Below are 22,040 nucleotides of genomic sequence, written 5' to 3'. Positions count from 1 at the left end.
GTGCCGATCCGGGCGCCGCCGACAAGCCCCCATGCAGCCCAGCCCCTTGTTTGCCCGGCAAATCTTGCTATTGGGGGTTCACGCAGTGGAGCCGAGCATGAAGCAGCTGGAAATTTTCGTCGAGAAGGTCATCCTGGCGTCGCGCTGGCTATTGGTCGTCTTCTATATCGGGCTGGGCCTGGCGCTGGCGATCTATGCCGCCTCGTTCATGTTCAAGCTCTGGGAATTCGCCAGCCACGTCTTCGAGATGGACGATACCGAAACCATCCTCAAGGTGCTGGGGCTGATCGATGCGGCGCTGATCGCCAGCCTCGTCGTCATGGTCATCATCTCGGGCTACGAGAACTTCGTCTCGCGCTTCGACAATGAGGACGATGTGCATTGGCTCGGCCAGATCGATGCCGGCTCGCTCAAGATCAAGGTGGCCTCGACCATCGTCGCCATCTCGTCGATCCACCTGCTGCAAATCTTCCTCAACGTGCCGCAATATACCGACAACCAGATCATGTGGTTCACCATCATCCACCTCGCTTTCGTGGTTTCGGCGGTGTTCTTGGCGATCATCGATCGCATCTCGAAAAAGCCCGGAAAAGATAAAGAACCCGATCTTTAGGCGCGATTATTTCGCCTTGGCCGTGGAAAAAACCCGGCCGCCGGGCGAATTTTGCGCGCAATCTTTTGAAAATTCAGCGCTTTCGGGCGGCCGTGCACGTATGTCAGCTCGATCACGGAATCGGGAACGATTCCGGAAAACCTGCGTTTCTTTGCCATAGCGTGCAACAAAGGAGCGCAATCATGGCTACCCCAGAACGCGATAACGTCTATTCCAACGACAGCAACCGGACTGTCTATACCCGCGAGAGCAATGGTACAGGCTGGTTCGTCGGCATCATTGTGGTCCTGGCACTGCTTGCCATCGGCTATCTGGTCTTCTCGGCCAATTCGGGCCCATCGACCGGTGATGCAGGTGCCACTAGCCCAGCGGTGACATCGACGGATTCGGGTGCAACTGCCCCGGCCCCGATGACCGAAGCTCCGGCGACCGATACCGCCCCAGCCCCGATGACTGAAGCCCCCGCGACACCCGCTCCTGAAGCGGCTCCCGCGACCCCGGCTCCGGCCACTGATGCGGCTCCGGCGACCCCTGCCGCCCCGGCCACCGACACCACGACGCCGGCCCCGGCAGCTAACCCATAATTTAAAGCGTCCCCGGCGTCTCAGCACTCCCTCTGAGGCGTCACTTAAGGCCCCGGCCGCCCCGCCGGGGCTTTTCTTTGGCTGAAAAAGCTATTTGCTGCACTGCCAGCGGACAACGCTGCAGCCGCGATCATGCGTGCGGCAGGCATTGATGGCGTTGCTCTGGGCTGAATTGCCCGTAGTGCCCCAATCGGCGCCCCAGCCGCCGTTGCGGCCCACCGCCACCGCGCCGCAGGCATTGCGGAAGCTGATCGCATATTCGCAATCGCCGCCTCGGCAATAGCTTGCCGCCGCCCGCTCCGCCTGCCGCTGGGTGTCGTAGTGATGCGAAAATCCGGTCGCGTGCGTGCTCGGCGAATAATAGATCGAGCCCCACTCCACCGCCTGTGCGCCACTTGTGGCCGTCGCCAGCAGCATCAGTGCCGCCAGGATCAGTCCGATCGATTTGCTCATTATGCGTCCCCCAAGCGATGGCGCGACATTACGTCTTACCAGCCTGCCTTGCGAAGCCCCATTCGCTTCCCCACTTCACATGAAAACCAAGGGAGCAAGCCATGTTCAATATCGACCAGATTCTCAAAGCCCTGCAGACCGATCCCAACACGCAACGCACCGCATTGACCGGCGCCGCGGGCGTCGCGGCCGGCATGCTGCTCGGCGGCGGCAATCCCGGCAAGCTGCTCGGCAATGCCGTCAAGATCGGCGCCGTGGCGGCGGTGGGTGGGCTGGCCTATAAGGCCTGGCAGAACCATCAGCAGAACCAGGGCAATGCCCCCGCCCCCGCACAAAGCCAGGATGCGTTCATTCCCCCGCTGGCCGACGCACAGGCGCAGGAACAACTGGGCAAGACCCTGGTGCGCGCCATGATCGCGGCTGCCAAGGCCGACGGCAAGATCGATGGCGACGAGAAGGAAGCCATCTTCACCAAGCTTGAGACCATGTCGCTAAGTTCGGAGGAAAAGGCCTGGGTGTTCGACGAACTCTCCACGCCGCTCGATATCAACGCCGTGGTGGCCCGCGCCGATACGCCCGAACATGCCGCAGAAATCTATGCGGCTTCGCTGGTCGCCATCACCGCCGATACGGCTTCGGAGCGCGCTTATCTCGATGCGCTGGCCACCAAGCTCAAGCTGGAGCCCGGCCTGGTCGATGAAATCCACAAGGCCGCCGGCGAGCCCCTGCTGGGCCCGACCCAGCCGGCCGCGCCCTTTGCCTATACGCCTTCGGGCAGCAACGTCTAAGCTGCACCGCATCGGTTACATCCATGTGCGTTCTTGCTGGTTTGAGGGACAGACGCCATCTGTCCCTCAACAAAGAGGCACATCATGGAACTCGGTCTTTATTCCTTCGCTGAAAACACCCCCGACGCGCTGAATGGCGACACGCTGCAGAGCCCGGCCGAGCGGCTGAAGGACCTGCTGGACGAGATCGAGCTGGCCGACCAGCTCGGGCTGGATTTTTATGGCCTGGGTGAGCATCACCGCCCCGATTTCGTCGCCTCGGCGCCGGTGACCATCCTGGCCGCCGCCGCCGCCAAAACCAAAACCATCAAGCTATCGACCGCCGTGACCGTGCTCAGCTCGGAAGACCCCGTTCGGGTCTATCAGCAGTTTTCAACGCTCGACCTGCTCTCCAACGGCCGCGCGGAAATCATGGCCGGCCGTGGTTCGTTCATCGAGAGCTTTCCGCTATTCGGTCTCAAGCTCGACGATTACGACACGCTGTTCGAGGAAAAGCTCGAAATGCTGATGGCCATTCGGGCCGGCGGCAAGGTCACCTGGCCGGGCGGCGAGCACACCAAGCCCATTCCAGGCCTCGAAATCTATCCCAAGCCGGTGCAGGACCCCCTGCCGCTGTGGATCGCTGTCGGCGGCACGCCCAATTCAGTGGCCCGCGCCGCCTATTATGGCCTGCCCTTGATGATCGCCATCATCGGCGGCCAGCCGAAGCAATTTGCCCCCCTGGTGGACTTTTACCGCGAAACCGCCGAGAAAACCGGCAAGGACCCGAAGAGCCTGCCGGTCGGCATCAGCTCACACGGCTTCATCGCCGCCGATAGCCAGGACGCGCGCGATATCGCCTATCCGGCCCATAGCCAGGTGATGAACCGCATCGGCAAGGAACGCGGCTGGGGCCCGACCAGCCGCGCCCAGTTCGATGCCGGCGCAACGCCCAACGGCGCGTACTTCATGGGTTCGCCGCAGGAGGTCATCGACAAGATCCTGCTGCAGCACGAATGGTTCAAGCACGACCGCTTCGGCCTGCAACTCAGCGTCGGCACCCTGCCCCATGACAAGGTGATGAAGGCGATCGAACTATTCGGGACGGTGGTAAAACCCGCAATCGATAAGGCGCTGCCGCGGAAGGTCTGAGACCTAGACCTGAGCTTGCAGTCGTCTCCCTCCCCCCTCGCGGGGAAGTTTGGCCGCGGTCCAACATCGCGGCTCCGAACACCCCCACCCATCCTCCCCCGTCAAGGGGGAGGAGCCGCATCGTTATTGCGGTAGCTTCGGCGCTGAACGCCATCATCCCACAACGGCAGCCTAAAGTCCGTGGCCCGGAAGCCCTACCCCCGCCCGCGATACGGCGCGACGCCCTGGTCCGGCAACCACACGCCCTCGGGCGGTACGCTGGTCTGCCAGAAGACGTCGATCGGCAAGCCGCCGCGCGGATACCAATAGCCGCCGATGCGCAGCCAGTGCGGCTTGATCGTCGCGATGATCTTCTTGCCGATATCGATGGTGCAGCCTTCGTGGAAGGCGCCATGATTACGGAACGAGGTCAGGTAAAGCTTGAGCGACTTGGACTCGACCAGCGACTGGTCGGGCACATAGTCGATCACCAGATGCGCGAAATCGGGCTGGCCGGTCACCGGACAGAGCGAGGTGAATTCCGGCGCCACATAGCGCGCAACATACAGCGTATCCGGATGCGGATTGGGCACCGGATCGAGCACCGCGTCCTCGGGTGTCGTCGGGGTGTCGACCTGGCGGCCGAGCTGCAATCCGCTCTCGCTCATCGTCTTACTTGCCCGAGCGCCGGATGGTCTTGATCTGCAATGGCGGCAGGCCGGACTTTTCCGAAATCGCCCGGTCCTGGTCCATGATAGCGGTGCGCGCCGGCTCGTCGCCATCGAGGCCGCCGAGCAGGTGCGCTTCCACCTTGCGGTTAGACCGCTGGCTGCCGTCTTCATAGATCACGTCGAACATCACATATTCGCTGCGCGCGGTGGGTTTCTTGGCCATGGGGCTAACTCCTGTGCGGCCGAACACGGCGGTGGCATGCTGCCCCGGCGTCGTGATCGGCACTGTCTTGTTGGGTGGCGACTAGCTGAAAATCTTGTCGCCCTGCTCGTCGACGATTTGCCGGCCCTTGCCGAGCGCCATCGAAATCAGATCGTCCTTGGAACTCATGCGGTCGGCCCGCACAAATTTATAAGTCTTGAGCTCGCCGCCGATTTCCTTCTCGATGGTGCCTGCGAGTTGATACTCGCTGCCAGCGCGCATCTCGATGGCCTTGATCAGAAAGCCCTTGTAGCTTTCCTGATCCAGCGCCTTGTCACCGGCCGGCGTGCTCGCGGCCTTGTCGCCACCACCAAAGAGCTTGCTGAAAAATGACATGGGTTTCTCCTTGAGAGGGGCTTTGCGCCTCTCTTATCGCTTTCTGGGGGGCGTGGGCAACCGCAGCAGGTCTCGCTTGCGCAATTCTTCCTGCAACCAAACGGGTGACAGGTCGAAATGGTTCGGCCAGGTGGGCACGCCATTCTCGAGGATCACCTGCCCGAAGTAGCGCCGGTCCTTCAACGCCTGGCCCGAACCGGGCTCCTCGATCAACGCCGCGCAATCGAACACGCCAAATGTGGCGTCGGAAAACACGAGGTCAAGCTTGAACGGCGGCAGGGCTCGCACCGAAGTTACTTTGAGCGCCAATTCAGTCTCCGTAGTCGGGGCATGGCCCCCCCTATGCCCCAGCGGGGCCGGCGCGGCAAGGATTGAGGCCTATTCGGCGAACAGGCCATCAGTCACGGCGCCGACCAGGATCGTGATCAGCGCCCAGGTGCGCTCCCTGGCAGTGGCGGCGTCGCCGCTGAAATAGGTCAACGTCACGATGCCATGCACCGAGGACCACAGGGCTCGCGCCGTTTGCTGGCGCACCGTTATAGCGGCACAGCGCGGCGCACTCTCCAGCACCCGCCCAATAATGTCGATCATCGCATCGAGCTGTTCGACATAGCCTTCGGGCGTGCCCGCCGTGCTGCGGTTGCGATCGAACGCCAGCACCGCGCTCCAGCGGCTGGCATTGGCGGCGACGAAATCGATATAGACCTCCGACAGTCCCAATAGCCGCTCCCGCACCCGGTCGCGGGCCGTGTCCGCAACCACGCCCTGCGCGATGCGCTGGGCCAGTCTCTCCTCGATGGGCATGATATTGGCCTGCCCCACCGCATTCAGGTCGGCATAGATGCGCTGGTTGGCGGCCAGCACCAGCCCATCCACATTCCCGAATAGATTGTAGATCGTGCCCACCGACACGCCCACTGCCTGGGCCAACGGGCGCGCCTTGACCGCCGGCAGCCCACCCTCGTCCATCAGCGCAATCGTCGCGTCGATCAGCGTCTCGCGCACCGCGTCATGTTCCAGCGTCATGCAAACTATCCGTTTTCAGGCCCCGCGACGGTCCTAGCATATTAATTTGAACTTTGTTCGTTTTTGCGCTTGAACGTCGTTCAAAAAAGCGTATGTTGAATTCATGAACGTTGTTCAAAACGACTTGCGGCGGTGAATAGCCTCCGCCTCACCCGGAGAAACCAGATGTTGGACTTGATTTCGACCCTGTTCCGCGGCGCCAATGCCAAGGCGACCGAAGCCGCCACCGACCATTTCGCCATCGACCTGATCAACCAGAAAATCCGCGAAGCGGAAGCCGGCGTCGAAGGCGCCAAGCATGCCCTCGCCGCCCTGATCCTGCGTCAACGCGGCGAACAAAAGACCCTCGATACCCTCGGCGTCCGCAAGGCAATCCTGGAAAATCGAGTGCGCGAGGCCCTCGCCGCCGGCAACGAGACCCTGGCTCTCGAAGGCGCCGACGCCATCGCCGAGATGGAAAACGAGATGACCGTCCGCGCCGAAACCCTGGCCCGGCTGTCCGAGCGCGTCGCCCGGCTACGTCAATCGGTGGAAAAGGCCCATCGCCGCGTCGCCGACCTGCGCCAGAACGCCATCGCCGCCCGCGCCATCGATCTGGAACGCCGCTCGCAGCGCCGCCTCAACCGCTCCCTCGATGGCGGCAGCGCCATCCACGAGGCCGAAAAACTGATCCAGCGCGTCACCGAGCAGGACGACCCGCTCGAACAATCGGGCGTGCTTGACGAGATCGACAACGCCCTCTCGCACCGCTCCACCGAAGACAACCTCGCCGCTGCCGGTTTCGGCCCGGCCACCAAGACCCGCGCACAGGACGTGCTCACCCGCCTCCGCAACGCCTGAACCCAAAACCCCTCAATTCACCTCACAGGAGCCTCAAATGCCCACGTCCAACAACACCGTCTACATGCTGTTCAATGGCCTGGCCGTCGTCACCGCTTACGTCATGCTCACCATATCCGTGATCATCGCCGACCTCGACATCTCCACCAAAGGCTACTGGGGTGTCTGCGTCTTCCTGCTGACCTGCGCCCTGGTCAACCTCGTCAAGTACCGCCTCGACGACCGCATGCAGAAGGAAAAGCTCTACATGCTCGAGGCCGCCAAAAACGAAAAGATCATCCAGGACTACATCACCGAGTAAGCGCCTGATGTAGAAACGAAAACGGGGGCCGATGGCCCCCGTTTTGCTGTTCCAGAATTCCTGTAATAGCCTAGTTATCGAGGAAACTCCGCAGCTTCCGCGACCGGCTCGGATGCTTGAGCTTCCGCAGCGCCTTGGCTTCGATCTGGCGGATACGTTCGCGGGTCACCGAGAACTGCTGGCCGACTTCTTCCAGCGTGTGATCGGTGTTCATGCCGATGCCGAAGCGCATGCGCAGCACGCGCTCTTCGCGCGGGGTCAACGAAGCCAGCACGCGGGTGGTGGTTTCGCGCAGATTGCTCTGGATCGCGGCGTCGATCGGCTGGATCGCGTTCACGTCCTGGATGAAATCGCCCAGGTTGCTATCTTCCTCGTCGCCAATTGGCGTTTCGAGCGAGATCGGCTCCTTGGCGATCTTGAGCACCTTGCGGACCTTGTCCAAGGGCATCTGCAGCTTTTCGCTGAGCTCCTCTGGAGTCGGCTCACGGCCGATTTCGTGCAGCATCTGGCGCGACGTGCGGACGATCTTGTTGATCGTTTCGATCATGTGCACCGGAATACGGATGGTGCGCGCCTGATCGGCGATCGAGCGGGTGATCGCCTGGCGAATCCACCAGGTCGCATAGGTCGAGAACTTGTAGCCGCGGCGATATTCGAACTTATCGACGGCCTTCATCAGGCCGATATTGCCTTCCTGGATCAGATCGAGGAACTGCAGGCCACGGTTGGTGTACTTCTTGGCGATGGAAATCACGAGGCGCAGATTGGCCTCGACCATTTCCTTCTTGGCGATGGCAGCTTCGCGCTCACCCTTCTGCACCTTGTGCACGATGCGGCGGTATTCGCCGATGTTCAGGCCGGCTTCGGTCGCCAAGGTGGACACGTCGCCGCGGATTTCGCGGATGGTGTCGGCTTCGCGCTTGGCGAATTCGCCCCAGCCCTTGCCTTCGCGAGTTTCCAGCGACTCTTCCCAGGCCGGGTTCACTTCCTGGCCATAGTAGCTCTCGAGGAACTTCTCTCGTTTGACGCCATAGCTTTCGGCCAGGCGCAGCAGGCGCCCTTCCAGCTTCACCAGGCGCTTGTTGATGTCGTAAAGCTGCTCGACCAGGTTCTCGATACGGCCGGCATTGAGCGACAGCGACTTGACGTCGGTGATCACTTCGCCGCGCAGCACGTCGAGCTTCTTGGTATCGGCGGCGCTGACATCGCCGGTCGGGTTGCCGGCGTGCCGGTCCTGCATGATGCGCATCTTGCCGTAGGCCTCGGCGATGCGGTCGAAGGTCTCGACCACCTGGGGCTTCAGCTCGGCTTCCATCGCCGACAGCGACAGCGCATTTTCGAATTCGTCGTCGTCATCGTCGGCGACCGGGTCCTGCGGAGCCTGCGGCTCCTCGGGCACGTAATCGTCGTCGCTATCGCCAGTCGAGCGGCGCGCCACCGGCTTGGGCGCAGCGGCGGGCTCAGGCTTGGGATGGGTGTGCATGCTGAGCACTTCGGGCGTCGGCGTCGCCTGCTTGGCGTCGGGGCCTGCATAAGTGGCTTCGAGATCGATGATGTCGCGCAGCAGGATTTCGCCCTGGGCGAGCTGTTCGCGCCAGATAATGATGGCCTGGAAGGTCAGCGGCGACTCGCAAAGGCCCTCGATCATGGTCTCGCGACCGGCCTCGATGCGCTTGGCGATGGCGATTTCGCCCTCGCGGCTCAGCAGTTCCACCGAGCCCATTTCGCGCAGATACATGCGCACGGGATCGTCAGTACGATCGGAGCCGGCCTTGGTATTGGACGTGGTGGCCACGGCGCTGCCGGTCGATGGCGCGACTTCGGTGCCGGTATCGTCCTCGTCCTTTTCGACTTCGGTCTCTTCGACCTCGTCTTCATCGACGACGTTGATGCCCATGTCCGAGAACATGGACATGATGTCCTCGATCTGCTCGGAGGAAACCTCCTCCGAAGGCATGACGGCATTGAGTTCTTCGTACGTCACATAGCCGCGCTTCTTGGCGACCTTGATGAGTTTTTTGACGGCGGCATCGGATAGATCGAGCAATGGGCTGTCGTTCGTCGCCTCGGGGGCGCCGGCTTCCGGCTTCTCATTGTCCTTGGTCGTCGTCTTGGTAGCTGCCTTGGTGGCCATCTGGTACTCCGTCGGGACCCGTCAGCGGCCGGGTGCCGGTAAGGTCATAAGTGGTGACACATCAAGGAAAGATAAAGGTTTGGTTACTCGAACGTTAACGTTCGAGGCTCCAAGCAGTTCGTTCACCGGTTCCATGCGTACATCGCCATACGCAAAATCGCGCGTACTCGCCGTTTTCAGGCTCTCAACCCTAAAAACTGCGTGTCGCGCGTCCCGATAACGAACCAAAGCCTTCGATCAATGCCTCTGTGCCATCGACAGTGGTAATCTGGTTCTTGATGTCCCGCAGCCTTTCAAAGGTTTCTTCGCTTGGGTCTTCGCCCAGCGCCGCTTCGGCTGCTTTGAGTTCCTTATTTAGCTGAACTTTCTTGTTATGCAAGGCCAGCGCGTGACTCAATCCGGTCTCGGCATCGATTTGCGCCGTTTCGGTGGTAATTTGCCACACGCCCTGCTGGTTGAGCACCCGTGCCATCCGGTCCAGCGCCTCGCCGTAACCGCGCGCTCCAAGGGCACTCATCAAGTCGGCGGCCGAAATATCGTGGTGCCGCACCACCAGAGCGAGGATTTCGCTCAATACCTTGTGAGCGGCGGGCGTTTCGAAGTCCAACGCAGCCAAAGTCTCGAACTTGTCCTCGACCAGCGCCGGGTGATTGACGAGGCTGACGATGATCGCCGCCTCGCGCGGCGTCGCATCGGCCGTCGCACTCGGCTTGAGCAGGCGCGAATTGCGCAGGGTATCGGAGACGACGAGGCGCGGCGTGCCCCGGGCGGGATAGCCATAGGCGCCGCTCTGGCCATAGGTCTTGCCCTGACCATAGGCCGGCCGGCCGCCGCGCGGCTCGAACCGACCCTGCCGCGAGGGGGCAAAGAAGGCCTTGAGTTTCTCGTCGAACGCTTGGGCGTAGTGGAAGCGCACCGAAGAGTCCTGGATCGAATTGGCGCGCTCGCGCATCCGCGCCTGCAAAGCCGCGCGTTCTTCGGGCGCCTCGGGCACCAGCCCGCCGGTTTCCATGCTCCAGATCACGTCCGACAGGCTGCGGGCCTTGTCGATGACATCGGCGAAAGCCTGCCGGCCCTGCGCCTTGATCAGATCGTCCGGATCGAGCCCATCGGGAAGCGTAGCGATCTTGACGGTGAAGCCGGGTTTCAGATGCGGCATTACCAGATCGGCCGTGCGCTCGGCGGCCTTGAGGCCGGCCTTGTCGCCATCGAAGCACAGCACCGGCGCTTCGCTCATCCGCCACAGCAATTGCAGATGTTCTTCGGTCATCGCAGTGCCCAGTGGCGCGACCGTGCCCTCAAAGCCAGCCGACACGGCGGCGATCACGTCGAGATAGCCCTCGACCACGATGATGGTCTTGCCATCCCGCGCCGCCTGCCGAGCGGACTGGCCGTTATAGAGCGTCTGCCGCTTGGAGAAGAGCGGTGTCTCGGGCGAGTTGAGATATTTCGCCGGCACATCCGCCGACAGCGCGCGGCCGCCAAAGGCGATCACCCGCCCACGAAAATCCATGATCGGGAACATGACGCGGTTGCGGAACCGGTCATAAGGCACCGGAATATCGTCGCCGTGCACGACGAGGCCGGTATCGATCATGTCCTGCGCCGAGACGCCGTTCTGGGCCAGATGCTCCTTGAGCCCATTGCGGCTATCGGGGGCAAAGCCGATGCGGAAGCGCGTCTGCGACTGAGCCGATACACCGCGCTCGAACAGATATCCCCGCGCCCGCGCCCCAATATTGTGGCTCAGCGCCGCCTCGAAATACTTGGTGGCGAGGTCCATGACATCGATCAGCGAGCGCTGCGCCGCCTCGCGCTTTTCCACCCGCTCGTCGCGCGCCGGCATCGGCACCCCGGCCATGCCCGCCAGCTTCTCGACCGCCTCGGGAAAGCTCATCCCGGCCTTTTCGGTCAAAAACCGGAAATGGTCGCCCGACACGCCACAGCCGAAGCAATGATAGATGCCGCGCTGGTCATCGGCATGGAAACTGGGGCTTTTTTCGCCGTGAAACGGGCAACAGGCCCACATGTCGCCACGGCCCGGATTGCTCTTGCGCTTGTCCCAAATGACGTGCTCGCCCACCACCTGCGTTATCGGCAGGCGCTGACGGATCTCGTCCAAGAAAGTATCGGTGAAGCGCATAATCGTTAGGTAAGCACTCGCTCGAGCGAAGTCACGCCCGAAGGGTTTTTCCACAGCCCGCAATTGCCGGACCCGGCTAGTAGCCACGCTTCGCAACCTCACCGCCGCGCCCGGCGTTCCCCCTCGCACCGGGGGCCGTCGTGAGCGATCTAACTACCAAGCTTGTCGTCGATACCGTTACCGCGCCGATGCCGAAGAACGATCGGCGGCGGTGGCGGCGTGTGCTGTGGCGCACGGCCAAGGCGATGACGCAGATGGAAACCGCTATGCGCTGCGCCGGCATCGCCTATTTCGGCTTCCTGTCGCTGTTTCCGGCGATCACCACGCTGGTCCTGCTGATCGGCCTGCTCGCCAGTCCGGGCTTTCTGGCCGATATGATCGACAGGGTCGATGGCCTGATGCCCAAAGTCGCCCAAGAGGCACTGGCGAGCCAGTTGGTCACGCTGCTTGCGCAACCGCGGGTTGGCCTCGGCATCGGCTTGGTCATTTCCCTGGTGGTGGCGCTGTGGAGCGGCTCGCGCGGCGTCGCGGCGCTGATCTATGCCACCTCGCAGACGCGGCAGGAGCCGGAACGGCGCGGACTGATCATGACGGTCGTTGTTTCGGTGCTGACCACATTAGCCGGCGCCCTGGCCATGGTAGTGGCCCTGACGCTGGTTGCGGTACTGCCGGCCTTTTTCTCCCTGCTGCCCTGGTTGGGCCATAACCAGGCGCTCCTGCTGCTGGTGCGCTGGCCGTTGCTTCTGGTGCTGGGCGTCCTGGCGATTGCCGCCTTCTATCGTTTCGCGCCCGATCGCCGCTCGCATCGCGCCCGCTGGATCTGGCCCGGCGCCATCACCGCCACGGTGCTGTGGCTCGCGGTCTGCGCGTTGTTCTCGCTTTATGTGGAGAGCATCGGCAACTTCCAAGCGACCTTCGGCTCGCTGGCCACCGCCATCGTGCTGCTGCTCTGGATGTACAATTCGGCGCTGATCCTGGTGCTGGGCGCCACACTCAACGCCCAGCTCGAATTCGAAACACTCGCCGAACGCGCTAAGAGCGCCTAAGCGACTTTGCTGCGCTGATAGAGCCGCCAGGCCCAGCCGAACAGGCCGAACGAAAACACGATCAGCAGGATGCCGCCCAGGATCAGCCCGATCGAAGCGCTGAGCACCGGGAAGAACAGAAAGACCAGGCCGATCAGCACGTAGGACACGCCCGAAAGCACCACCGGCCAGATGCGGGCATAATGCTCGCGCTCGCGGGTGATGACGACGATCTGCATCACGCCCACGATCAGCGCCGCGATCCCCACCAGGCTCGACAGGAACGTCACGGTCAGGATGGTGGCCATGAACGGGCTGATCAGGATGAGAATGCCGAGGAGCAGCGCCAGCACGTTTGAGACGACGTCAAACCAGTAATTGCCGCTCTTGCCGCCGCCGAAGGTCAGGCTCCACAGGCCCAGCAGCCCGTCGATGATCAGCAATATACCGCCCCACAGCACGAGCACCGACAATGCCTGCACCGGAAAGATCACCACATAAAGGCCCGCCAGCAGCATCAGCAGGCCGCGCAAGGCTGTCGCCAGCGCGAAGCGCCGCCGTGTATCCGCAGAAATCGCCATAATACATCTCCCGCCCAAAGGTGGCGGAGAGTGTAGCGCCAATATCGGACTCGTCCAGTATTCTCGTGACAGCAACGTGACCACGGGGCGACCCTGCCCCTTCAGTTTTTAAGCATCGCGCTTTCCATTATCTCCATTGCCCGGCGCAGCGGGCTGTGGTTTGAGGCGGCTTCAATCGAGGCCTGCCCATGCTGTCCCTGCCGCTGATCGCCCTGTTCGTTGCCGCCTTTGCCTTCGGCACCACCGAATTCGTCATTGCGGGCGTACTGCCCCAAGTCGCGACCGGTCTCGGCGTCAGCATTCCAGTCGCCGGCTATCTGGTCTCGGGCTATGCCATCGGCATCGCGCTGGGCGGCCCCCTGCTCACCTTCGCCACCACCAACCTGCAACGCCGGACCTTGCTGCTGGGCCTGATCGCCGTGTTCACCGTGGGCCAGGTCGCCTGCGCGCTGGCGCCGGGCTTTTCGGCCATGCTGCTGCTGCGGGTTCTCATTGCCGTGGTCCACGGCACCTTCTTCGGCATCGCGATGGTGGTGGCCGTCGGCTTGGTCCCACCCGAACGCCGCGGATTCGCGGTAGCGCTGATTCTATCGGGGCTGACCGTTTCCAATGTCATCGGCGTGCCCATGGGCGCGGCGATCGGCAATATCTGGGGCTGGCGCGCCACGTTCTGGGCCATGAGCCTGCTCGGGCTGCTGGCGAGCCTTGCCATCGTGCTCTGGGTGCCACGCACCAAGGGCGCGGCGGCGCCGCGTTCGCCTTTGGCCCGCGAAGTGGGCGTCCTCGGCCGCCAGCAAGTCTGGACCTCGCTGATCGTCATGCTGATGCTGATGATCGGCCAGTTCGTACCCTTCACCTATATTGCCCCCATGCTGCAGGACGTGACCGGACTCGATCCCAGCGTGATCCCCTGGATCCTGCTGCTCAACGGCGTGGGCTCCACTGTCGGTGTGTTCATCGGTGGACGGCTATCGGACTGGAAATTGATGCCGTCGCTGATCGTCATGCTGGCGCTGCAGGCGGTGACGCTGGTCGTGCTGCATCTGGTCAGCCCCTATCCCTGGCCCATGGTTTTTGCGGTTTTCCTCTGGGGTGCGCTCAATTTCGCCATCGGCACGCCGGTGCAGACGCGCATCCTGAGCTGGACCGCCGACGCGCCGAGCCTGGCCTCGTCGCTGATCCCCTCGGGCTTCAACATCGGCATCGCCATGGCCGCGTTCATCGGCTCCACAATGCTCAATAGCGGCTATGGTTACCGCAGCTTGCCGCTGGTTGGCGCCGTGGCGCTGATCGTGGCGACCGTGGTGGCACTCATCTCCTATCAATGGGAGCAGCGTAGCGGCGCCATGCGGCCCCTGCCCGCCAATTCCGCAGCAACAAGCTAGATCGGCTCACCATGCCCATTGCCGTCTATGCCCTCGCGCTCATGGCCTTCGCAATCGGCACCACCGAGTTCATCGTGTCGGGCATTCTGCCAGCAATTTCCGGGGATCTTTCGGTCAGCATTCCCACAGCCGGCCTTTTGGTGACCGGCTACGCCGCCGGAGTCGCGGTGGGAGGACCGATCCTGGCGCTGCTGACTGCCCGCTTTCCGGCCAAGCCTGTGCTGCTGGTTCTCGGCATCGTGTTCGCTTTGGGGCAGGTGTTGTGCGCGATTGCGCCGGATTATGCCCTGCTGATGGGCGCACGGCTGGTTTCCGCCTGTGGGCACGGCGTGTTCTTCGGTATCGGCAGCGTCACCGTATCGCGGCTTGTGCCGGAAAACCGACGCGGCAGCGCTCTGTCGCTCTTCGTGGGCGGCATTACCGTGGCCAATATCCTTGGCGTGCCGGCCGGGACGGCGATCGGCAACACTTTCGGCTGGCGCGTCAGCTTCGTCTGCATCGCCGCAATGGCTTTGCTCGCAGTTCTGGCAATCGCCCTCGCCCTGCCCGGCATCAAGGGGCAGGCCGAGCGCGAAGCCCCGCTCCATTTACAGGCCGCGCAGTTGCGCCATCCGGCGGTCTGGACTTCTTACCTGATCATCGCAGTTGTCATGGTCGGGTCGGTCAGCTTCGGCACCTTCCAGGTTCCATTGCTGATCGAGGTAACCCGTATCGAGCCTGGCTACGTGCCGCTGTTTCTGTTGCTCGGCGGCGTCGGTTCGGTCGTCGGCATCTTCATCGGTGGGCGCCTGGCCGACTGGAGACCACTCGAATCGCTGCTCGGCATTTTGCTCGCGCAGGTGGCTTGCTACTTCGCGCTGATGGTTTCGGCGCAACATCCTATCGCCATGGGCATCAGCCTGTTCGCTTCCGCGGCCGCCACGCTGGCGTTCAGCACGCCAACGCAAGTTCGCATCTTTACAGCCGCTCGAGCCGCACCGAACCTGGCGTCTACCTTTGTGTCCACCGCTTACAATATCGGTATCGCGGCCGGCGCCTTGCTCGGGGCCGTACTGCTGAATACTGGCACGAGCTATGCCACCATACCGCTCATCGGGGTCGCCAGCAGCGCCATCGCAGCGCTGATTACCGCCGCGAGCTGGCTATCGGAACGGCGCACCCTGGCTATCGCTTAGCCCGCCAGTGCGGCCTTCACCTTGGCGCTGGCCTTGCCGAAATCGATGCGGCCCGGATAAGCAGCCTTGAGCTGGCCGATCACCTTGCCCATGTCCTTGGGGCCCTCGGCGCCGGTGCTGGCAATCGCTGCGGCGATTGCGGCATCGACTTCCGCATCGCTCAACCCCTTGGGCAGGAACTCGTTGAGGATATCGATCTCTTCCTTTTCCACCGTCGCCAGATCAGCCCGGCCGGCCTGCGCGTAGATCGCGAAGCTCTCCTCGCGCTGCTTGACCATCTTCTGCAGGATGACGAGGATTTCCTCATTGGTCGCCGGGCCGCGCGCCTCCTGGCGAATGGCGATGTCCTTGTCCTGGATCGCCGAATTGATCAGCCGCAGTGTCGACGTGCGGCGCTGATCGCGCGCCTTGAGGGCAATCTTGAGGCTTTCGCTGATCTCGTCGCGCATGGGTTTTCATCCTCTTGGCTTTGCGTTTGTCGGCCCCATATAGGCACAATAAGCGGTCCGCGCCACTTGCGCTGGGCGGATCGGGCTTCTAAGAGGAAGCCTCAATCGACATAGTCCACACTCCTGGAGGCTCACCGTGACCGGTTGGCAGCAATCCCCCGCGACCGCCCTTTTGATCCTGGCCGATGGCACGCGCCTCGAAGGCCGCGGCATTGGCGCCGTGGGCCACGCGGCCGGCGAAGTGTGCTTCAACACGGCCATGACGGGTTACCAGGAAATCCTGACCGACCCATCCTATGCGGGCCAGATCGTCACCTTCACCTTCCCCCATATCGGCAATGTGGGCACCAATGACGAGGACATCGAGACGGTCAACATGGCGGCCCTCAGCGGCGTCCGTGGCGTCGTGCTTAAGGCCGATATCACCAACCCGTCCAATTACCGCGCCGCCGAAAAGCTCGACGCCTGGCTCAAGAAGCGCAACATCGTTGGCATCACCGGCATCGACACCCGCGCGCTGACGGCGCAGATTCGCGAGCATGGCATGCCCAATGGCGTCATCGCCCATGGCGAAGACGGCTATTTCGACGAAAAGTCGATCATGGCCGAACTCAACGCCTTCCCGGGCCTTGAGGGCCTCGACCTCGCCAAGGAAGTCACCACCGCCCAGACCTATCACTGGGACCAGACCGGCTGGAAATGGGGCGAAGGCTATGGCCGGCTCGACAATCCGCAATTCCACATCGTTGCCATCGACTACGGCGCCAAGCGCAATATCCTGCGCTGCCTGGCCGATCAGGGCGCCCGCGTGACCGTTGTCCCCGCCACCGCCACGGCCGCCGATGTGCTGTCGCACAAGCCCGACGGCATCTTCCTATCCAACGGCCCCGGCGATCCGGCGGCGACCGGCAAATATGCCGTCCCGACCATCAAGGCACTGATGGAAACCGGCAAGCCCGTATTCGGCATTTGCCTGGGCCATCAGCTTCTCGGCCTGGCGCTGGGCGGCACCACCTCGAAGATGCACCAGGGCCATCACGGCGCCAATCATCCGGTCAAGGACCTGACTACCGGCAAGGTCGAGATCACCTCGATGAACCACGGTTTCGCGGTCGACAAGACCAGCCTGCCCGCCGGCGTCACCGAAACCCATATCTCGCTGTTCGACGGCTCCAATGCGGGGCTCAGCGTCGACGGCAAGCCGATCTTCTCGGTGCAATATCACCCGGAAGCCAGCCCCGGCCCGCGCGACAGCCATTACCTGTTCACGCGGTTCATGAACCACGTCCGCGCCCAAAACGGCGCCGAGCAGCAGCCGGAATTCGTCAAGGCTTAAGGCCCTCTGAGGCCTCAAGTCACACTCCCTTTCTTCCCGCGGACTTGATCCGCGGGCCTCTCGCCGCTTGTGTAGTGTTGAGAGTGGCCCGCGGATCAAGTCCGCGGGAAGGAAGCAAGGTTTGGCTTCTGGCTACCTACACATTGCCCGAGAACGTATCGCACTGGTTCACGTCGCCGCTCTTATACCCACGCGCGAACCAGGTCTGGCGCTGGGCCGAGGTGCCGTGATTGAAGGTCTTGGGCACGGCAAAACCCTGCATCTTCTTCTGCAGCGTATCGTCGCCGATCTGGTCGGCGGCGTTTAGCGCCTCCTCGAAATCGCCCTGCTCCACCAGGTTTTCCTGGCCCGCATAATTGGCCCAGATGCCAGCGTAGCAATCGGCCTGCAACTCGATGCGCACCGAGTAGGCGTTGGATTCTTCAGTGCTCATCGATTGGCGAAGCTGATTGAACTTGGGCAATACGCCCGTTTGGTCCTGCACGGCGTGGCCGACCTCGTGGGCCAGCACATAGGCCTGGGCAAAATCGCCCGGCGCGCCGAATTGGCTGCGCAACTGATCGTAGAAGGCCAGGTCGATATAAACCTTCTTGTCGTTCGGGCAGTAGAACGGACCGGTGCTGGAATCCGCCGCGCCACAGGCAGTGTTGACGCTATCGGTGAACAGCACGACCTTGGGGGGCGTATAGACCTCGCCAGCAGCCTTGAACTGGGCGGTCCACAGGTCTTCGGTTTCCTTGATCACCACGCCGACGAAGTCGGCCAACTCATCCTGGCCGGCCTGCGGCAATGGCCGGGCGGGCGACGAGGTCGCGGTGGAACTGGTGCCACTGCCACCGGTCAAAATATCGATCGGGTTCTGCCCGGTCAGCGCCCAGATCAGGCCGAGCACCACGACGATGCCGATCACCCCGCCGATGCCGCCACCCGAACGGCCTGTCGGCAGGCGCATGCCGCCGCCACCGCGCCCGAACGGATTACTGCCGCCACCCAGGCCACCCAGGCCTCCACCGGTCTGGCCGCGACGATCTTCGATATTGGAGCTGCGCTCGCGCCCTTGCCACTTCATGGTCGTGTTCTCCTCCGGCCCCTGCCGTTAACGTTTCGCACAGCCGCCGGCCGCCAGCAAATGTGAAAATTTGACCGCCTGGTCCAACTTCCCTAACACTGGCCAGGTCGGCGTCATGGCAGCGTCATTTGAGGTCGGCAAGAGGAGGCTTTCTATTCAGTGCGGAACACAACCGGCGCTGCCGGTTATCGTTCCCTGCTCCATCCAAACCTTGGATCGTTCCGGAGAACCGTGATGAAATTTGATCCCACTATTTCTCGCCGCGCCTTCCTGGCCGGCTCCGTCAGTGTCGGCGCCATGGCTGCCCTGCACCCCTTCGCCGCCAGCGCCCAGGCCAATCAAGTCCATCTGCGCATCATGGAAACCACGGATCTGCACGTCGCGGTCTTCGCCTACGATTATTTCGCCGACGCCCCCAATGACACGATGGGCCTGGCCCGCACCGCCTCGATCATCGACGCCATCCGCGCCGAGGCCGGCAATTCCATGCTGATCGACAATGGCGACATCATCCAGGGCAATCCGATGGGCGATTACGTCGCCTACGAAAAGGGCCTGGAAGACAACGTCCACCCCATGATCGCGGCGATGAACACGCTGGGCTACGAGGCCGCCACCGTCGGCAACCACGAGTTCAACTACGGCCTCGACTATCTGGATTCCGCCCTCGGGGGCGCTACCTTCCCCTTCGTCTCCGCCAATCTGGTCAAGGGCGACACGCTCGGCGCCGACATTCTGGCCGACGACACCTATCTCGACCCCTACATGATCATCGACAAGGAACTGACCGACGGGGCCGGCGCCACCAAGACCATCAAGATCGGTCTGATCGGCTTCGTGCCACCCCAGATCATGACCTGGGACGCCGGCAATCTCGCAGGCAAGGTCAATACCCGCGACATCGTCGAGACCGCCAAGGCCTATATTCCCAAGATGAAGGCCGAGGGCGCCGAACTGATCATCGCCCTGTCCCATTCGGGCATCGCTGCCGATGGTGGCCCGGGCGCCGAAAACGCCTCGCTGCAGCTTGCCGCCGTCGAGGGCATCGACGTGATCCTCACCGGCCACCAGCATCTGGTGTTCCCCAATTCCAAGGATTTCGAGGGCCTCGAGGGCGCCGACACAGAAAAGGGCACGCTGGCCGGCAAACCCGCCGTCATGGCTGGTTTCTGGGGCAGCCATATGGGCCTGATCGACCTGCTGCTGGAGCAGGACGCTGCCGGCAAATGGAGCATCGTCTCGCACACCTCAGAAGCCCGCCCGATCTTCGAGCGCGTCGACGGCAAGGTGTCGGCACTGGTCAAGGACGAGCCAAAGATCATCGAAGCCGCCCAGACCGAGCATGACGAAACGCTGGAATATGTCCGCCGCCCGGTCGGCGAAACCTCGGCGCCGCTGCACTCCTATTTCGCCCTGGTCGCCGACGATCCGTCGGTGCAGGTCGTCTCGCAGGCGCAGACCTGGTACCTGGCCCAGATGCTCAAAGGCACCGAGTGGGAAACCCTGCCGCTGCTCTCCGCCGCCGCCCCCTTCAAGGCCGGCGGCCGTGGCGGCCCCGACTACTATACCGACGTGCCGGTCGGCCCCGTCGCCATCAAGAACGTTGCCGATCTCTACCTCTATCCCAACACCATCATGGCGGTCGCCATCACCGGCGCCGAGGTCAAGGACTGGCTGGAACGCTCGGCCGGCATCTTCAACCAGGTCGAGAAGGGCGCCAAGGACGCGCCGTTGATCAACCTCGATTTCCCATCCTATAATTTCGACGTCATCGACGGCGTCACCTACAAGATCGACCTCACCCAGCCTTCGAAATACGCCACCGATGGCAAGAACGTCGCCAATGCCGACGCCAATCGCATCATCGACCTGATGTTCGATGGCAAGCCGATCGATCCGACGGCCAAGTTCGTCGTTGCCACCAACAACTACCGTGCCGGCGGCGGCGGCAATTTCCCCGGCACCGGGGCCGACAAGATCGTGTTCAAAGGCCCCGATACCAACCGCGACCTGCTGATCCGCTTCATCATCGAAGAGGGTACGATCAACCCCAAGGCCGACAGCAACTGGTCGCTGGCTCCCATTGGGGACACCACGGTGCTGTTCGAAACCGGGCCAAAGGCCGCGGAGCATCTGGCGGATGTGACGGCGGTCAAGATCGAAGCCACCGGCGAGACCAGCGAGGCCGGGTTCGGCGTGTATCGGATCGATTTGTAAGAAACGGGCCAAGGCCCCCTCATCCGCCCTTTGGGCACCTTCTCCCACGAGGGGAGAAGGGATTGAGCCGATAGCTCTCAGTCGTCACCCCTCTCCCCTTGTGGGAGAGGGGTCGCTTGCGACGCGTTCAGCGGAGTAAGCAGGGTGAGGGGTTCTTCGCCTAAGCGCTCGCCTGCGCCACCAGCAGCTCGTCCGGGTCACCGAATGCCTTCATCTGCGTCAGGCTCGTATTGTCCAGCACCTCGGCAATGGCGTTGCGCACGTCCAGCATCAAATGCCGGATTTGACACGTGGCGACATCGCAATCGCTACACGGCTGGTAGCGCGTCTTGCTCGCGCAGGGGATCGGCGCCAGCGGCCCGTCCAGCACCCGCACCACATGCCCAATCTTGATCTCGTCCGCCGGCCGCGCCAGGCAGTAGCCGCCGGCCTTGCCCTTGCGGCTATGCACGAAACCGGCATTGCGCAATTCGCCCAGGATCGCATCGAGGAACTTCTTGGGAATGTTCTGCGCCACCGCCACGTCGTTGACGAAAGCCAGCCGCCCCTCGGGAACGTCGGCGAGGTAGGCCAAAGCCTTGAGCCCGTATTTGCCCTTTTTCGTCAGCATGTCACTATCCGGATTGATTGCGCAGCGCACATTTTAGCGCCCCTCAGTCAATAAATTCTAGCAACTCACTGCACAAGAGCAATTCGTTCTGCCACCCCTACACCGGGTCGTGTGCAGCAGCGGCATGGCTGGCTTGCCGTCACAGCCCTACAAAGCGCGCCGCCCTGCCCCATCTATTGGAACATGAAGGCGACGGCGATCTGGCCGGATCCTTGGAGAGCTTGGAAAATGAACACCCACCACAACAAATCGTTGTTTGCCCGTCTTGGTTCTGTCGTCGATGTTTTTGGCAGCGCTGTTGCCGCTGCATCGGCCGTCCAGTCGGGTCGGGTGCCCCACTCCCGGCATCTCAGGACCCTCGGCATCGACCCCGAAGCCTTCCGGTCGATCGGCAGGATCTAAACCCCTCCCCCTGGGCGGAGCGCTGTGATCGGCGATCCGCTTGATCCTGCCGCGACAGGAAAAGCCCAGCTGCCACATCGGTAGCCGGGCTTTTCCATATCTGGTCCAGGCTCAGGCGACCTTGTCGTAGCGCTGGCCAATATCGGAGGCCGGGCTCGGCGAGGGAGTTGCCGGGGATATGGTATTGAGGAACGACAGCGTCCCCCCAAATTTCACCGCCCGCTGCGGATCGTTGTCGCTGGCCTCGACCGCCCCCGTGCTGGCGTTCGGCTTCGATGGATCGATGAACTTCTTGGCGTCCGAGACGTCGTCACAGTTGCGGCACAGGAAGCCGTTGACGGTAATCGGACGCGGATAGTCGCTGCTGATGGCCATGAGCAAGTCCCCATTGCTTATGCCATCCTATACGCAGCGCCCTTGGGAAAGGTTACAGCGGCCTGCAAGGAATTTTTCGAGCCCGTTCGCTCGTGTCCCACCCCCGGCGACGCGTTCCTGGCGCGGCACTTGGTCATTCCTGAACCCTTGAAATA

The 22,040-nt window shown here is 62.6% G+C and carries 25 protein-coding genes; 12 read left to right on the top strand and 13 right to left on the bottom strand.

Annotated elements, in window-relative coordinates:
- The first annotated feature begins 97 nt into the window (after positions 1 to 97).
- Entirely contained in the window at positions 98 to 613 is a 516-nt protein-coding gene (locus tag JWR51_RS11035) for a TIGR00645 family protein (protein ID WP_299747326.1), read from the top strand.
- A gap of 182 nt (positions 614 to 795) precedes the next feature.
- Positions 796 to 1,197, top strand: coding sequence for a hypothetical protein (locus JWR51_RS11030; protein ID WP_299747324.1), 402 nt, complete (start codon positions 796 to 798; stop codon positions 1,195 to 1,197).
- Between the two features lie 90 nt (positions 1,198 to 1,287).
- Here JWR51_RS11030 and JWR51_RS11025 read toward each other — a convergent pair whose 3' ends face one another.
- The gene (locus tag JWR51_RS11025; protein ID WP_299747322.1) at positions 1,288 to 1,650 is read right to left on the bottom strand and encodes a DUF4189 domain-containing protein; all 363 of its coding nucleotides are present in this window, start codon (positions 1,648 to 1,650) and stop codon (positions 1,288 to 1,290) included.
- A gap of 101 nt (positions 1,651 to 1,751) precedes the next feature.
- Here JWR51_RS11025 and JWR51_RS11020 point away from each other — a divergent pair, with 101 nt between their 5' ends.
- Both JWR51_RS11020 and JWR51_RS11015 read left to right on the top strand, forming a co-directional pair.
- Positions 1,752 to 2,438, top strand: a complete 687-nt coding sequence (locus JWR51_RS11020) for a tellurite resistance TerB family protein (protein WP_299747320.1) — start codon at positions 1,752 to 1,754, stop codon at positions 2,436 to 2,438.
- An 84-nt stretch (positions 2,439 to 2,522) separates the two neighbouring features.
- Positions 2,523 to 3,569, top strand: coding sequence for an LLM class flavin-dependent oxidoreductase (locus tag JWR51_RS11015; RefSeq protein WP_299747318.1), 1,047 nt, complete (start codon positions 2,523 to 2,525; stop codon positions 3,567 to 3,569).
- Positions 3,570 to 3,763: 194 nt separating this feature from the next.
- Here the strand turns inward: JWR51_RS11015 and queF are convergent, their stop codons facing one another.
- The 5 genes from queF to JWR51_RS10990 all read right to left on the bottom strand — a co-directional run bounded on the left by queF (position 3,764) and on the right by JWR51_RS10990 (position 5,843).
- Entirely contained in the window at positions 3,764 to 4,216 is a 453-nt protein-coding gene (queF, locus tag JWR51_RS11010; protein WP_299747316.1) for a preQ(1) synthase, read from the bottom strand.
- Positions 4,217 to 4,220: 4 nt separating this feature from the next.
- Entirely contained in the window at positions 4,221 to 4,442 is a 222-nt protein-coding gene (locus tag JWR51_RS11005) for a hypothetical protein (RefSeq protein WP_299728287.1), read from the bottom strand.
- Positions 4,443 to 4,523: 81 nt separating this feature from the next.
- Positions 4,524 to 4,817, bottom strand: a complete 294-nt coding sequence (locus tag JWR51_RS11000) for an HlyU family transcriptional regulator (RefSeq protein ID WP_299747313.1) — start codon at positions 4,815 to 4,817, stop codon at positions 4,524 to 4,526.
- Positions 4,818 to 4,850: 33 nt separating this feature from the next.
- Positions 4,851 to 5,126 (bottom strand): DUF2442 domain-containing protein, encoded by a 276-nt coding sequence (locus JWR51_RS10995; protein WP_299747311.1) that lies wholly within the window; start codon positions 5,124 to 5,126, stop codon positions 4,851 to 4,853.
- A gap of 69 nt (positions 5,127 to 5,195) precedes the next feature.
- A complete protein-coding gene (locus JWR51_RS10990) occupies positions 5,196 to 5,843 on the bottom strand; it encodes a TetR/AcrR family transcriptional regulator (RefSeq protein WP_299747309.1) in 648 nt (215 codons plus the stop codon).
- A 165-nt stretch (positions 5,844 to 6,008) separates the two neighbouring features.
- Between JWR51_RS10990 and JWR51_RS10985 the strand changes: the two genes are divergently transcribed.
- On the top strand, positions 6,009 to 6,683 hold the full coding sequence (locus JWR51_RS10985) for a PspA/IM30 family protein (protein WP_299747307.1): 675 nt from the start codon (positions 6,009 to 6,011) through the stop codon (positions 6,681 to 6,683).
- A 37-nt stretch (positions 6,684 to 6,720) separates the two neighbouring features.
- A complete protein-coding gene (locus tag JWR51_RS10980; RefSeq protein WP_299747306.1) occupies positions 6,721 to 6,984 on the top strand; it encodes a hypothetical protein in 264 nt (87 codons plus the stop codon).
- Between the two features lie 70 nt (positions 6,985 to 7,054).
- Here JWR51_RS10980 and rpoD read toward each other — a convergent pair whose 3' ends face one another.
- Together rpoD and dnaG are read right to left on the bottom strand one after the other, a co-directional pair.
- Positions 7,055 to 9,118, bottom strand: a complete 2,064-nt coding sequence (rpoD, locus tag JWR51_RS10975) for an RNA polymerase sigma factor RpoD (protein WP_299747304.1) — start codon at positions 9,116 to 9,118, stop codon at positions 7,055 to 7,057.
- A 190-nt stretch (positions 9,119 to 9,308) separates the two neighbouring features.
- Positions 9,309 to 11,261 (bottom strand): DNA primase, encoded by a 1,953-nt coding sequence (dnaG, locus tag JWR51_RS10970; protein ID WP_299747457.1) that lies wholly within the window; start codon positions 11,259 to 11,261, stop codon positions 9,309 to 9,311.
- 140 nt (positions 11,262 to 11,401) lie between these two features.
- Between dnaG and JWR51_RS10965 the strand changes: the two genes are divergently transcribed.
- The gene (locus tag JWR51_RS10965; RefSeq protein WP_299747302.1) at positions 11,402 to 12,307 is read left to right on the top strand and encodes a YihY/virulence factor BrkB family protein; all 906 of its coding nucleotides are present in this window, start codon (positions 11,402 to 11,404) and stop codon (positions 12,305 to 12,307) included.
- On the opposite strand, the gene JWR51_RS10960 is transcribed toward JWR51_RS10965, so the two are convergent.
- Complete coding sequence (locus JWR51_RS10960) at positions 12,304 to 12,867, bottom strand: DUF308 domain-containing protein (RefSeq protein WP_299747300.1); 564 nt, start codon at positions 12,865 to 12,867, stop codon at positions 12,304 to 12,306. The two genes, JWR51_RS10965 and JWR51_RS10960, sit on opposite strands and share 4 nt — an antisense overlap.
- Before the next feature lie 191 nt (positions 12,868 to 13,058).
- On the opposite strand from JWR51_RS10960, the gene JWR51_RS10955 reads away from it, so the two are divergent.
- The gene (locus tag JWR51_RS10955) at positions 13,059 to 14,252 is read left to right on the top strand and encodes an MFS transporter (protein WP_299747455.1); all 1,194 of its coding nucleotides are present in this window, start codon (positions 13,059 to 13,061) and stop codon (positions 14,250 to 14,252) included.
- Positions 14,253 to 14,263: 11 nt separating this feature from the next.
- Complete coding sequence (locus JWR51_RS10950) at positions 14,264 to 15,427, top strand: MFS transporter (RefSeq protein ID WP_299747299.1); 1,164 nt, start codon at positions 14,264 to 14,266, stop codon at positions 15,425 to 15,427.
- On the opposite strand, the gene JWR51_RS10945 is transcribed toward JWR51_RS10950, so the two are convergent.
- Positions 15,424 to 15,876 carry a GatB/YqeY domain-containing protein gene (locus JWR51_RS10945; RefSeq protein ID WP_299747297.1) on the bottom strand — a complete coding sequence of 151 codons (453 nt, stop codon included), beginning with the start codon at positions 15,874 to 15,876 and terminating at the stop codon, positions 15,424 to 15,426. The two genes, JWR51_RS10950 and JWR51_RS10945, sit on opposite strands and share 4 nt — an antisense overlap.
- 136 nt (positions 15,877 to 16,012) lie before the next feature.
- Between JWR51_RS10945 and carA the strand changes: the two genes are divergently transcribed.
- Positions 16,013 to 17,212, top strand: a complete 1,200-nt coding sequence (gene carA, locus JWR51_RS10940) for a glutamine-hydrolyzing carbamoyl-phosphate synthase small subunit (RefSeq protein WP_299747295.1) — start codon at positions 16,013 to 16,015, stop codon at positions 17,210 to 17,212.
- A gap of 136 nt (positions 17,213 to 17,348) precedes the next feature.
- Here carA and JWR51_RS10935 read toward each other — a convergent pair whose 3' ends face one another.
- Positions 17,349 to 18,281, bottom strand: a complete 933-nt coding sequence (locus JWR51_RS10935; protein ID WP_299747293.1) for a neutral zinc metallopeptidase — start codon at positions 18,279 to 18,281, stop codon at positions 17,349 to 17,351.
- Positions 18,282 to 18,515: 234 nt separating this feature from the next.
- Between JWR51_RS10935 and JWR51_RS10930 the strand changes: the two genes are divergently transcribed.
- Positions 18,516 to 20,498 (top strand): bifunctional 2',3'-cyclic-nucleotide 2'-phosphodiesterase/3'-nucleotidase, encoded by a 1,983-nt coding sequence (locus tag JWR51_RS10930; protein WP_299747291.1) that lies wholly within the window; start codon positions 18,516 to 18,518, stop codon positions 20,496 to 20,498.
- 160 nt (positions 20,499 to 20,658) lie between these two features.
- On the opposite strand, the gene JWR51_RS10925 is transcribed toward JWR51_RS10930, so the two are convergent.
- Positions 20,659 to 21,108 carry an Rrf2 family transcriptional regulator gene (locus JWR51_RS10925; RefSeq protein WP_299747289.1) on the bottom strand — a complete coding sequence of 150 codons (450 nt, stop codon included), beginning with the start codon at positions 21,106 to 21,108 and terminating at the stop codon, positions 20,659 to 20,661.
- Between the two features lie 228 nt (positions 21,109 to 21,336).
- Here JWR51_RS10925 and JWR51_RS10920 point away from each other — a divergent pair, with 228 nt between their 5' ends.
- Positions 21,337 to 21,510, top strand: a complete 174-nt coding sequence (locus JWR51_RS10920) for a hypothetical protein (protein ID WP_299747287.1) — start codon at positions 21,337 to 21,339, stop codon at positions 21,508 to 21,510.
- Between the two features lie 111 nt (positions 21,511 to 21,621).
- Here the strand turns inward: JWR51_RS10920 and JWR51_RS10915 are convergent, their stop codons facing one another.
- Entirely contained in the window at positions 21,622 to 21,885 is a 264-nt protein-coding gene (locus tag JWR51_RS10915; protein ID WP_299747286.1) for a hypothetical protein, read from the bottom strand.
- Positions 21,886 to 22,040 lie beyond the last annotated feature (155 nt).

It is taken from the genome of Devosia sp. (assembly GCF_028290625.1).
In the GTDB taxonomy this organism is placed as follows: domain Bacteria; phylum Pseudomonadota; class Alphaproteobacteria; order Rhizobiales; family Devosiaceae; genus Devosia.
Note: the sequence above shows the minus strand (reverse complement) of the source record. Positions and strands in the feature narration are given on the sequence as shown.

Bases quoted from the DNA above. Each gene is read 5' to 3' on its own strand.
- JWR51_RS10925 (WP_299747289.1), bottom strand. From the start codon at position 21,108: ATGCTGACGAAAAAGGGCAAATACGGGCTCAAGGCTTTGGCCTACCTC.
- JWR51_RS11005 (WP_299728287.1), bottom strand. From the start codon at position 4,442: ATGGCCAAGAAACCCACCGCGCGCAGCGAATATGTGATGTTCGACGTG.
- JWR51_RS11015 (WP_299747318.1), top strand. From the start codon at position 2,523: ATGGAACTCGGTCTTTATTCCTTCGCTGAAAACACCCCCGACGCGCTG.
- JWR51_RS10930 (WP_299747291.1), top strand. From the start codon at position 18,516: ATGAAATTTGATCCCACTATTTCTCGCCGCGCCTTCCTGGCCGGCTCC.
- JWR51_RS11030 (WP_299747324.1), top strand. From the start codon at position 796: ATGGCTACCCCAGAACGCGATAACGTCTATTCCAACGACAGCAACCGG.
- JWR51_RS11020 (WP_299747320.1), top strand. From the start codon at position 1,752: ATGTTCAATATCGACCAGATTCTCAAAGCCCTGCAGACCGATCCCAAC.
- JWR51_RS10980 (WP_299747306.1), top strand. From the start codon at position 6,721: ATGCCCACGTCCAACAACACCGTCTACATGCTGTTCAATGGCCTGGCC.
- JWR51_RS11025 (WP_299747322.1), bottom strand. From the start codon at position 1,650: ATGAGCAAATCGATCGGACTGATCCTGGCGGCACTGATGCTGCTGGCG.
- JWR51_RS10950 (WP_299747299.1), top strand. From the start codon at position 14,264: ATGCCCATTGCCGTCTATGCCCTCGCGCTCATGGCCTTCGCAATCGGC.
- queF (WP_299747316.1), bottom strand. From the start codon at position 4,216: ATGAGCGAGAGCGGATTGCAGCTCGGCCGCCAGGTCGACACCCCGACG.
- dnaG (WP_299747457.1), bottom strand. From the start codon at position 11,261: ATGCGCTTCACCGATACTTTCTTGGACGAGATCCGTCAGCGCCTGCCG.
- JWR51_RS10990 (WP_299747309.1), bottom strand. From the start codon at position 5,843: ATGACGCTGGAACATGACGCGGTGCGCGAGACGCTGATCGACGCGACG.
- JWR51_RS11000 (WP_299747313.1), bottom strand. From the start codon at position 4,817: ATGTCATTTTTCAGCAAGCTCTTTGGTGGTGGCGACAAGGCCGCGAGC.
- JWR51_RS10935 (WP_299747293.1), bottom strand. From the start codon at position 18,281: ATGAAGTGGCAAGGGCGCGAGCGCAGCTCCAATATCGAAGATCGTCGC.
- JWR51_RS10915 (WP_299747286.1), bottom strand. From the start codon at position 21,885: ATGGCCATCAGCAGCGACTATCCGCGTCCGATTACCGTCAACGGCTTC.
- JWR51_RS10945 (WP_299747297.1), bottom strand. From the start codon at position 15,876: ATGCGCGACGAGATCAGCGAAAGCCTCAAGATTGCCCTCAAGGCGCGC.
- JWR51_RS10985 (WP_299747307.1), top strand. From the start codon at position 6,009: ATGTTGGACTTGATTTCGACCCTGTTCCGCGGCGCCAATGCCAAGGCG.
- JWR51_RS10960 (WP_299747300.1), bottom strand. From the start codon at position 12,867: ATGGCGATTTCTGCGGATACACGGCGGCGCTTCGCGCTGGCGACAGCC.
- JWR51_RS11035 (WP_299747326.1), top strand. From the start codon at position 98: ATGAAGCAGCTGGAAATTTTCGTCGAGAAGGTCATCCTGGCGTCGCGC.
- JWR51_RS10920 (WP_299747287.1), top strand. From the start codon at position 21,337: ATGAACACCCACCACAACAAATCGTTGTTTGCCCGTCTTGGTTCTGTC.
- rpoD (WP_299747304.1), bottom strand. From the start codon at position 9,118: ATGGCCACCAAGGCAGCTACCAAGACGACGACCAAGGACAATGAGAAG.